Source organism: Polaromonas sp. P1_G4 (assembly GCF_056405475.1).
Genome location: NZ_JBFUCA010000851.1, coordinates 1 through 1,170, shown reverse-complemented (window position 1 = coordinate 1,170; position 1,170 = coordinate 1). Strand labels below are relative to the sequence as shown.

Below are 1,170 nucleotides of genomic sequence, written 5' to 3'. Positions count from 1 at the left end.
CCAGCGTGCTCGAGTACGACGGCGGATCCACTCCCACCCCGGCAGCCGTAGGCGAACTCACCAAAATCACCGACGCCTCCGGCCAGGCCGTCTACAGCTACGACAGCCTGGGCCGCAAGACAGGCAAAACCCAGACCATAGGCAGCAAGACCTTTACGGTGGGCTACAGCTGGGGTGACACGGGAAGCGCACTGGACAAGCTCACGGCGATTACCTATCCGAGCGGAACAAAGGTCAACTACAGCTACGACSCCCARGGSSWGGTCAAYGCYGTCACGGTCAATCCGCCGAATGCCAACGGCGTGGGCACCAGCGGAACAACCCTGCCGCTGATARCGGGCATCACCACCAATGCCGAGAACAAGCTCACCGGCTGGACGTGGGCCAGCAGCAAGACCCAGGCGATCAGTTATGACGCCAACGGCCAGATCAGTGCGTACAACCTGGGCGACCCGACCAGCACAGGCGTTCGCCGCACTATTACCCGAGACAGTGCAGGGCGCATCACCGGCTACACCCACACAAGCAACGGAGCGCCTGTTCCCAGCCTGGACCAGAGCTTTGGCTATGACAACCTGAACCGCTTGACCAGCGCGACCCTGGGCAGCAGTGCGATCCAGTACAGCTACGACGCTACCGGCAACCGTATGGCCAAGGTCATCAGTGGCACGAGCTACCCGAACACCATCGCCACGACCAGCAACCGGCTGAACCAGACGCAAGACACAACAGGTACGGCCACCGTGGTGCACGATGCGGCCGGCAACATCACGAGTGACGGGACCAACAGCTACACCTACAGCGACCGGGGAAGACTGGCGACGATGACGAATGCCGGCGGCACCGTGAGCTACAGCTACAGTGCCCTGGAGTCGAGGATGAGCAAGACGGGGCCGACGGCGCTGGTGCCTACCGGTGCGGCTTACTACGTTTATGACGAAGGGGGCAAGCTGCTAGGTGAGTACGATGCCAATGGCGCTCCTCAATATGAAACCATTTACATGGGCATGCCGGTCGGGGTGATCAAGCAGACGGGGATTGCTGCAACCAGCGACATTGCCATCAGCCTGTACAACGTCTCGACCGACCAGTTGGGTGCACCCAGAGTGATTACGCGGCAGAGTGATGAAGCGATTGCTTGGCGCTGGGATACGGCGGAGCCCTTTGGGG

Annotated in this window: 1 pseudogene; it reads left to right on the top strand. The window is 61.4% G+C overall.

The window, feature by feature from the left end:
* Nucleotides 1-1,170, top strand: a pseudogene (locus tag AC1D1X_RS23905) (hypothetical protein); the annotation flags it as partial.